Annotated in this window: 9 protein-coding genes; 5 read left to right on the plus strand and 4 right to left on the minus strand. The window is 63.6% G+C overall.

Annotated features, from left to right (window positions below):
- Positions 1–1,425: MFS transporter (locus A2J03_RS13230; RefSeq protein WP_231912521.1), on the minus strand; the 1,425-nt coding region annotated here is incomplete at its 3' end.
- Between the two features lie 93 nt (positions 1,426–1,518).
- Entirely contained in the window at positions 1,519–2,103 is a 585-nt protein-coding gene (locus tag A2J03_RS13235) for a TetR/AcrR family transcriptional regulator (RefSeq protein ID WP_231912522.1), read from the minus strand.
- Positions 2,104–2,217: 114 nt separating this feature from the next.
- Between A2J03_RS13235 and A2J03_RS13240 the strand changes: the two genes are divergently transcribed.
- The 5 genes from A2J03_RS13240 to A2J03_RS13255 all read left to right on the plus strand — a co-directional run bounded on the left by A2J03_RS13240 (position 2,218) and on the right by A2J03_RS13255 (position 6,889).
- Positions 2,218–3,948: a nitroreductase/quinone reductase family protein gene (locus A2J03_RS13240; protein ID WP_231912523.1), complete on the plus strand. Its 1,731-nt coding sequence runs from the start codon at positions 2,218–2,220 to the stop codon at positions 3,946–3,948.
- Between the two features lie 48 nt (positions 3,949–3,996).
- The gene (locus tag A2J03_RS31065; protein WP_197480747.1) at positions 3,997–4,149 is read left to right on the plus strand and encodes a hypothetical protein; all 153 of its coding nucleotides are present in this window, start codon (positions 3,997–3,999) and stop codon (positions 4,147–4,149) included.
- A 55-nt stretch (positions 4,150–4,204) separates the two neighbouring features.
- Positions 4,205–4,921 (plus strand): haloacid dehalogenase type II, encoded by a 717-nt coding sequence (locus A2J03_RS13245; protein ID WP_068374535.1) that lies wholly within the window; start codon positions 4,205–4,207, stop codon positions 4,919–4,921.
- The gene (locus A2J03_RS13250) at positions 4,918–5,562 is read left to right on the plus strand and encodes a GntR family transcriptional regulator (protein ID WP_068374538.1); all 645 of its coding nucleotides are present in this window, start codon (positions 4,918–4,920) and stop codon (positions 5,560–5,562) included. Before A2J03_RS13245 ends, A2J03_RS13250 begins: the two co-directional genes overlap by 4 nt.
- Positions 5,563–5,644: 82 nt before the next feature.
- Positions 5,645–6,889, plus strand: a complete 1,245-nt coding sequence (locus A2J03_RS13255; protein ID WP_068374541.1) for an alpha-hydroxy acid oxidase — start codon at positions 5,645–5,647, stop codon at positions 6,887–6,889.
- Here A2J03_RS13255 and A2J03_RS13260 read toward each other — a convergent pair.
- Together A2J03_RS13260 and A2J03_RS13265 are read right to left on the minus strand one after the other, a co-directional pair.
- Positions 6,876–8,033: an RNA polymerase sigma factor gene (locus A2J03_RS13260; protein ID WP_068374543.1), complete on the minus strand. Its 1,158-nt coding sequence runs from the start codon at positions 8,031–8,033 to the stop codon at positions 6,876–6,878. The genes A2J03_RS13255 and A2J03_RS13260 overlap by 14 nt on opposite strands.
- A gap of 2 nt (positions 8,034–8,035) precedes the next feature.
- A complete protein-coding gene (locus A2J03_RS13265; protein WP_068374549.1) occupies positions 8,036–8,443 on the minus strand; it encodes a YciI family protein in 408 nt (135 codons plus the stop codon).
- Positions 8,444–8,554: the final 111 nt, after the last annotated feature.

The following is an 8,554-nucleotide window of genomic DNA, read 5'->3' on the forward strand; positions in this document are numbered from 1 at the left end:
GGCGAACAGTGGGTTGGTCGGTGCCTTCACGATCTCGATGACGCTGACGACGGTCTCCCGTGCGAACGCCTTCTGATATGGCTCCATGATGGCGTCGGGAATCGCGTCGATCCTCGGTCCCACCTTGGTCGTGTAGATCGATGCGACGATGGAGCCGAGCACTGCCACACCGAGAGTCCCACCGGCTTCGCGGGTCGTATCGTTGACTGCAGAACCGGCTCCCGCTTCGTCGAGCGACACCGAGGACATGATCGACTCCGTCGCCGGTCCCTGGACGATCGCGAGCCCGAGGCCCATCAACACCATGGAGATCAACACCGGTCCCATATAAGGGGTTTCGACTTCGACTTGTCCTGCGATGAACATTCCCGCGCTCATCACGAGCAACCCGAACACGATCACCGCAGTCGTCCCGATCCGCTGCGCAATAAGGGTTGCCACGGGTGCGCCGACCGCAATCGACGCTGCGAAGGGCAAAGAATGTATCCCGAACTCGAGCGGGCTGAGTTCCATCACGCCCTGGAAATACTGGGTGATCATGAACAGAAAGCCGAACATGCTGAAGTAAGCCACGGCAATCGCAAGCGCCGGAAGCGAAAACCGTCTGATTCTGAACAGGTTCATGTCGAGAACCGGAGAGTCGGTGCGAAGTTCCCACCACACGAACGCCACGAGAGACAGTGCTCCGCCGATGTACGCGGCAACGCTGATCGTCGACAACCAGCCCTGATGCGGCGCCTCGATGATCGCCCAGACGAGCACGGTGATGCCGAGGAGGGACAACACGATTCCGATCGGGTCGTACTTTCCGACGTGCGAGGCGCGTGACTCGGGCACTACAGCGATCGTTGCTACGACCACCACAGCTGCCACCGGGATGTTGATCCAGAACACCGAATGCCACGAGAAGTGCTCGAGCAGAAAGCCGCCTGCGGTTGGACCGATGGCGATGGCGAACCCTGCCATCGCTGTCCACGCGGCAATGGCGAGTGCACGTTCCCTCGCGTCGGTGAAGATGTTGATGATCAAGGCGAGGGTCGCGGGAAAGACTGCCGCTGCACACACGCCCATCGCGGCCCGGGCGGCGACTACCTGACCGAGGTCTGCGGCCACCGCGCCGAAGACCGACATCACTGCAATCCCGACGAGTCCGACGATCATGACCTTCTTGCGCCCGTACCGGTCCCCGAGATGCCCGAAGGCGAGCAACAAGCCCGCAAAGGTGAGCGTGTAGGCGTCGACGATCCATTGCAGTCCGCTGATGCTCGACCGCAACTGCAGACCCATCGATGGCAGCGCGACGTTGACGACGGTGTTGTCCAGCACGACGAGGAGTTCGGCTGCACAGATCACCACCAGCGCCGCCCAGCGCTGTCGAGTCGTGAGTACGGAACTTCGATGACGTGACACGACTGACTGAGACACAGGTTCAACCCCTTCGAATTATGACGCGCTCCATAGCGGCACGATTCGAAAGGTAGCTGTAACTTTGAGTAATAGCAATACCGGGATCGGCCTTCAGCGACCATCCACGCCGTCGAGAGCCACCTCGAGCCACTGCAACAGCTCGACCTCCACGCGATCGAGAGCGACGGTGCTGCGCTGGGCTTTCGCCATGATCAAGGCGCCTTCGAACGAGGAAATGACCATCGTCGCGAGAGACCGGGAGCGTTCCTGGGGCAGACCACGCTGCCAGAGCGAAGCAGCAATGGAGTCCTCCCACGAGGTGAACGACTCCCCTGCGGCCGCAAGCGCCGCGGGGGAATTCGCACCCTCGAGCGCCGCGGGCGCGACCGGGCAACCCGCGGTGAAATCGGTGGCTTCGAGCTGCACACGAAACCCGCCGATGATTGCTCGCAGAGTGGCGGCCGGGCCTTCGTTCGCCAGACCCGACGAGATCATCGACCCCATCAGGGCACCTGCAGTCCTGGTCGCCTCTTCCACGAGCTGCGGCTTTCCCCGGGGAAAATGATGATAGATCGACCCGCGAGGGGCGCCGGCATGCTCGATCACTTCAGCGAGAGACGTCGCCTCGACGCCTTTCTCACGAAACAGCAGCGCTGCACTCCGCAACATGTCGTCACGGGCAGTACTTCTACTCACAGCCCCTCCTCGAGTCCCCGGCTTGGCAAGCATTGACGTAACCGATGGTTACACATACGCTCGACAAAGCTATGCACTTCAGCATAGCCGCCGCGCCCGCGATGAGGAGTCACCATGGACACAGACGAGCGAAGCGGAGTCACCATGGACACAGACGAGCACCGAAGCGTCAGCACCCTGGCCTCTCCGCTGACACTGGCATGCGGCCAGATGCTTCCCAACCGAATCATGAAAGCTGCGCTGAGCGAGGGACTCGGCACACCCGACCACGCACCCGACATCAGACTGGAACGCCTCTACACGCAATGGGGAGCGGGCGGATACGGCCTGGTGGTGACGGGAAACGTCATGGTCGATCGGAAGCACATCGGTGAGCCCGGCAACGTCGTCATCGAAGACGACCGCGACGTGGACGCACTCACGCGCTGGGCGAAGTCGACTGGCGACGGCGGATCACCGGTATGGATGCAGCTCAATCACCCAGGACGGCAGGCTAATCCACTCGCTACCCACGCCACACCAGTCGCACCGTCGGCGATCGCCCCCAATATCCCCGGCATTCCCGCGCCGCGCGCCCTGACCGATTACGAGATCGGCGACATCGTGGAGCGGTTCGCCATCGCCGCATCGGTTGCCGAGTCCGCAGGCTTCGACGGCGTACAGATACATGGAGCGCACGGATATCTTGTGTCGCAGTTCCTTTCACCCGCGACGAACAAGCGCGAGGATCGATGGGGCGGCGACATCGATGGGCGCATGCAGTTCGTTCTCGAGGTTGTCCGCACCATCAGGGCGTCCGTCTCGCCGAGCTTCGCCGTCGGAATCAAGCTGAACTCGGCCGACTTCCAGAAGGGCGGGTTCACCGAGGAGGAGTCGCGGCTGGTCGTCGAGCATCTTGTCGGCGAGCGCATCGACCTGATCGAGATCAGCGGCGGCAGCTACGAGTCACCGGCGATGATGGGCCGCCCGGTGGCGGTCTCCGACAGCACGGCGAAGCGGGAGGCATACTTCCTGGACTATGCGCGAGAGGTGCGACGCGCCGCGGGCGACGTCCCCCTCGCCGTGACCGGGGGCTTTCGTACGAGATCGGCGATGAGCATGGCCGTCGGGTCGGGAGACTGCGACGTGGTCGGCCTCGGTAGGCCGACTGCAGTGGTGACGGCAGCAGGGCATGCCCTGATCCGTGACGACGTCGACCGTCTCGACTCGCCGCAGATCACCCTCGGCCTTCCAAAGAAGTACGCAACGTTGAAGTCGCTCGACGGCGCTCTCGACCTGCAGTGGCACACCGATCAACTTCAACTGGTCGGAAACGGACAGGCCCCGGATCCGCATCGATCTCTGTGGAAGACTGCCGCGACCATGGTGCAGCGCAACGGCATCGACGCGTTCCGTAGTCGACGGGGTGCCACCGGGGCGGATCCGACGCTGCGCAAGTTCAAGCGCGAGCGCTTTGTCGGTCGGTACTTCGCCAATCCGTTGATGCGCGGCCTGACGCGGGCAGGCGTGCATGTGTCGCTGGTGACCGACATCGAAACCGTCGGTCGTACAACCGGTCTCGCCCGACGCGTGCCGGTCTCGGCGAAGTTCGACGACACCGGGGCATGGATCATCTCCCAGCACGGCACCAGGTCCGGGTGGGGAGCGAACATCGCCGACGATCCAGCTGTCCGCCTCCGCGTCGGCAATCGTTGGCGCAGCGGTACTGCAGCGTTCGTTCACGACGACGACATCGCAGCCCGGGCGCGATCCTTTGCGGGCAACCCGCTGCTCGGCCGGATTGTCGGTGCCACGTTCGCAGCGCTGCAGACGACGCCGATCACGGTGCGCGTGACGTTCGACTGAGTTACCGCCCAGCGGTTGAACCGACCGGGTACCGGCTATTCACTTCGCATGACAACCGACAAAGCAGCCGACCGGGCAACCGGCAAAGCAGCAGAGCACGACGACGAACCGAAGGGTGGGCACCCGGGCCCAGTGGACGAGGGAAAGAACGGCGGCATGGCGACGCGCGAATTGGCGCCGGAGCTCACCGAAGAAGAGTGACCTTCCGTTTCGGTGTTACTGTATAACAGTCATACCGTCACACGACAGGATCACGATGAACCTCTCCGACTACGACGCCGTGAGCTTCGATTGCTACGGCACCCTGATCGATTGGGAAACCGGCATCATCGCCGTGTTGGGCCCGTGGGCGCGAGAGGTCGGGCTGACCGTGGGCGAAGAAGACCTGCTGGCGACTTACGGGAAGAACGAAGCGCAGTCCCAGACCGAATCACCCACAGCGCTCTACCCCGAGATCCTCGCCGACGCCTTTCGTCGCACCGGCGAGGATCTCGGCGTGAGCGTGTCGGATCAGTGGGCGCAGAAGCTGGGAAGTTCGGTCCCGGACTGGCCCGCGTTTCCCGACAGCCACGACGCACTCGCCTCGCTCGCCGAGAGATACACGCTCATCATCCTGTCCAACGTGCATCGCGCGGGGTTCGCCGGCAGCAACGCCCGACTCGACGTGCACTTCGACCGCATCATCACCGCCGAGGACGTCGGCGCGTACAAACCCGCCCCGAACCACTTCGAAGCACTCGACGTGGCCCTTACCGAACTACAGATCCCCAAGGGGCGGCTGCTCCACGTCGCCCAGAGCCTGTTCCACGATCACGTTCCTGCGAAAACCCATGGCCTCGACTCGGTGTGGATCAACCGTCGCCATGATCGATCCGGCTGGGGCGCGACTCCCGAGCCCGCGGGCGAGTTCACCTACGCAGTCGAATTCCCGTCCATGCGCGCGTTCGCCGAGGCGGCACAGGAAGCACGATGAACGTCCTCAACACCGTGTCGACGCGCGACGCGCTGGTCGACGAACTCCGAACGCTGATCCTGTCCGGCGAACTCGAGCCGGGAACACCGCTCACCGAGACCGGTCTGTCGGAGAAATTCGGAGTAGCTCGACCCACGGTCCGTTCGGCGCTGCAAGTGCTCACAGCCCGACATCTCGCGGTGCAGTCCGAGGGACGGTCTTTGATCGTTCCCGATCTCGATATCTCGGACGTGCGGGATCTGTACTTCGTTCGACTGCCTCTCGAACTCGAATGTGTGTCGGCGATAGTCGCGCGCAATCTATCGCTCGACGAAGCGCACGCGCAGCTGAGCGTCATGGAGCAACTACCGGACAACGCGGACTGGGGCCGACGGGTCGAGGCCCACACCGCGTTCCATGTCGCGATCGTCGACGCCGTCGGGAGTCCTCGACTGAGCCGGGTCTACTCGACGCTGCAGGACGAGATCCAGCTGTGCCTGGCGCAGATCAAGGACTCCTATCCGCAGCGACAGGAGTTGGCGATCGAGCACCGCGCGCTGCTCGACGACCTTCGATCCGGCGATCCGGACCGTGCTCGGGCGCAGATGCGCGCCCACTTGGCCGGCGCCGTCACCAACTTCATCAGGCACAGTGCGAGCTGAGAACCTCGATGTCTTGCGGCACGGTCAGCGGCCGCGTTAGTGTGGTCAGACCACACCGAATCTGCACCAGCGAGGACCGTCGATGACTCAGCGCCACCTGCCCAAAATTCGCGATCTCGCGCCGCTCATGCAGTTCCAGAAGCCGAGCTTCGATTTCAAGGCCAACCGCCTCGCCAAGGCCCAGACCGTCTACGACCTGCGCAAGATCGCGCAACGACGCACTCCACGAGCGGCATTCGACTACACCGAAGGCGCCGCCGAAGCCGAGATCTCACTTCGTCGGGCTCGCCAGGCATTCGAGGACATCGAATTCACCCCCTCGGTACTGCGCAACGTCGCGAACGTCTCGACCGGGTGGGATGTTCTCGGTGCTCCGGTGGCCCTGCCGTTCGGTATTGCACCCACCGGCTTCACCCGACTGATGCACACCGAGGGTGAAATCGGAGGTGCCCACGCGGCCGCGAAGCACGGAATTCCGTTTTCGTTGTCCACCATGGGCACTACCGCCATCGAGGACGTCAAAGCTGCAAACCCCCGGGGCCGCAACTGGTTTCAGTTGTACATGTGGAAGGACCGCGACCGTTCCATGGCACTCGTCGACCGGGCAGCGCACGCCGGATTCGACACACTCCTCGTCACCGTCGATGTTCCGGTAGCAGGAGCGCGCCTGCGCGACAGACGAAACGGCTTCTCCATTCCTCCGCAGCTGACTCTGGGTACCGTCGCGAACGCGATTCCACGTCCGTGGTGGTGGTACGACTTTCTGACCACCGACACACTGTCGTTCGCATCGCTCGACAAGTGGTCCGGAACCGTCGGCGAATTGCTGGATACGATGTTCGACCCCACAGTGGATTTCGACGACCTGCGCTGGATCAAGGAACAGTGGCCGGGAAAGATCGTCGTCAAGGGGATCCAGAACATCGCCGACGCCAAGAAGGTCGCCGACGTAGGCGTCGACGGCATCATCCTCTCCAACCACGGTGGCCGCCAGCTGGATCGAGCGCCGATACCCTTCCACTTGCTACCCGAGGTCGTGAAGGAGGTCGGCAGCGAGTACGAAATCCATGTCGACACCGGTATCATGTCGGGAGCGGACGTAGTGGCAGCCGTCGCCCTCGGTGCGCGCTTCACACTTCTCGGACGGGCCTACCTGTACGGCCTCATGGCAGGCGGGGAGGACGGGGTGAACCGCATGATCGAGATCGTCGGTGAGCAGGTGAGCAGGACAATGCGGCTCCTCGGCGTCAGCTCGCTCGAAGAACTCAGTCCCGAGCACGTCACTCAGCTTGTTCGGCTCGCCCCACGGGCGCTCACGCCTCGGTGATGCCCGGCCGATGCTGACCGATCCGAGCGGCGCGAAGAGTGAGATGGTGACGCTCCGCAAGGCTGGAGGCCAGCCTTGCGGCTTCGACGTAAAGCTCTGCAGCAGTGCGTAGATCACCTGCCTTCTCGTGTAGGTGCGCCGACACTGCGGCATACCTCGGGACGCTACGATCGACGGTCGCCAACGCGGCCAGTCCAGCAGCCGCGCCGTCGGCCTCCCCGACCGCGACCGCCCGATTCAACTGCACCACAGCACTGCCGGTGATCCGCAGAAGCTCGTCGTACCAGCTCACGATCTGTACCCAGTCGGTCTCCTCGACGCGCTGTGCGTCGGCGTGCAGCGCAGCGATCGCGGCCTGCACCTGATATTCGCCGAGGCGGTCACGTGCGAGCGCTGCCTGCAGGATGTCCACACCTTCGGCGACGAGAGTTGTGTCCCACTGCGATCGGTCCTGCTCGGCCAGCGGGATCAGACTGCCGTCGAGTCGTGTCCGCGCACTGCGTCTGGCCTGGTGCAGCAACATCAATGCCAACAAGCCCGAGGTTTCCTCGTCGGCGCTCAGGACGGTCAGTTGCCTGGTCAGTCGAATCGCCTCCGACGCCAGGTCGACATCGCCCGTGTAGCCCTCGTTGAAGACCAGATACAGCACCCGTCGCACCGTCGACAGATCTCCGTGCTCCTCGAACCGCACATCGCGAACAGTACGTTTGGCCCGGCTGATTCGCTGAGCCATTGTCGATTCCGGTACGAGGTACGCCTCGGCGATCTGCTTGGTGGTCAACCCGGCGACCGCACGCAACGTCAGTGCCACCGCCGACGACGGGCTCAGCAACGGATGCGCGCACAGAAAGAACAACTGCAGGGTGTCGTCGGTGTTTTCCGTCGGTCCCGGTGGTGGTTCGGCCCAGGTGCGGAACTCGCGCGCGCGCCGGGCCTCCTCGGACCGGTGGCCGTCGAGGAATTTTCGCCACGCGACAGTGACCAGCCAGCCCTTCGGATCCGCTGGCATGTCGTTCGGCCACGTCCGAGTTGCCTGGATCAGCGCTTCCTGCACGGCGTCCTCAGCCGACGCGAAGTCGAGACCGCGACGGGTGAGGACGCCGATCGCCGCAGGTGTGAGCTCCCGCAGCAGCAGTTCGTCCACTGTCAGTCTTCGATGGTTGTCGGTGAGCCCATCGCCGGACGCACCTCCAACCACTCGTGGATGGGCTTGCCTCCTGCGCCGGGAGCAGCCGACAGCTCACCCGCCAGTTCGAGTGCTCGCGCGTAGGTGTCGACGTCGATGAGCATCCAGCCGGCGATGAGATCTTTGGTCTCCGCGAACGGCCCGTCGGTGACAGGCGGTTTACCTTCGCCGTCGTATCGGACGAACGTACCCTCCGGCCTGAGCGCCTGACTGTCGACGAACTCGCCGGTGGCGCGCAGCTTGTCGGCAAAATCCTCCATGTACTGCATGTGCGCGTCGATCTCCTGTGGGGTCCACTGATCCATCGGAACATCGTTGGCCGACGCCGGCGCACCGCGGTAGTGCTTCAGAAAGAGGTACTTCGCCATGATGATCTCCCTATGTTCGTGCAACCCTGTGGCTGCATCCAACCCTGGGACGGAGCCGGTTGTACGTTTTCGACATCTCGCGCCGACATTTCTTCTGCATCGAAAGCGTCG

Source organism: Rhodococcus sp. EPR-157 (assembly GCF_001647195.1).
In the GTDB taxonomy this organism is placed as follows: Bacteria; Actinomycetota; Actinomycetes; order Mycobacteriales; family Mycobacteriaceae; genus Rhodococcoides.

Excerpts from the sequence above, each read along its gene's own strand:
- A2J03_RS13255 (WP_068374541.1), top strand. The coding sequence starts at position 5,645 with ATGACTCAGCGCCACCTGCCCAAAATTCGCGATCTCGCGCCGCTCATG.
- A2J03_RS13250 (WP_068374538.1), top strand. The coding sequence starts at position 4,918 with ATGAACGTCCTCAACACCGTGTCGACGCGCGACGCGCTGGTCGACGAA.
- A2J03_RS13240 (WP_231912523.1), top strand. The coding sequence starts at position 2,218 with ATGGACACAGACGAGCGAAGCGGAGTCACCATGGACACAGACGAGCAC.
- A2J03_RS13265 (WP_068374549.1), bottom strand. The coding sequence starts at position 8,443 with ATGGCGAAGTACCTCTTTCTGAAGCACTACCGCGGTGCGCCGGCGTCG.
- A2J03_RS13245 (WP_068374535.1), top strand. The coding sequence starts at position 4,205 with ATGAACCTCTCCGACTACGACGCCGTGAGCTTCGATTGCTACGGCACC.
- A2J03_RS31065 (WP_197480747.1), top strand. The coding sequence starts at position 3,997 with ATGACAACCGACAAAGCAGCCGACCGGGCAACCGGCAAAGCAGCAGAG.